Source organism: Pseudomonas sp. SMN11, from assembly GCF_052041945.1.
In the GTDB taxonomy this organism is placed as follows: Bacteria; Pseudomonadota; Gammaproteobacteria; order Pseudomonadales; family Pseudomonadaceae; genus Aquipseudomonas.
On the sequence record NZ_JBKGGW010000100.1, the window covers coordinates 1 to 396 of the forward strand.

At 49.2% G+C, this 396-nt stretch carries 1 rRNA gene; it reads left to right on the forward strand.

What is annotated here, in order from left to right:
* Positions 1-396, forward strand: a 23S ribosomal RNA gene (locus tag ACLEJU_RS28725); the annotation flags it as partial.

Sequence of the window (396 nt, forward strand, 5' to 3'; positions counted from 1 at the left end):
AAGCTGAGTATCTTGTACTGAATACATAGGTGCAAGAGGCGAACCAGGGGAACTGAAACATCTAAGTACCCTGAGGAAAAGAAATCAACCGAGATTCCCTTAGTAGTGGCGAGCGAACGGGGACCAGCCCTTAAGTTGATTTGAGATTAGTGGAACGCTCTGGAAAGTGCGGCCATAGTGGGTGATAGCCCCGTACACGAAAATCTCTTGTCAATGAAATCGAGTAGGACGGAGCACGAGAAACTTTGTCTGAACATGGGGGGACCATCCTCCAAGGCTAAATACTACTGACTGACCGATAGTGAACCAGTACCGTGAGGGAAAGGCGAAAAGAACCCCGGAGAGGGGAGTGAAATAGAACCTGAAACCGTATGCGTACAAGCAGTGGGAGCCTAC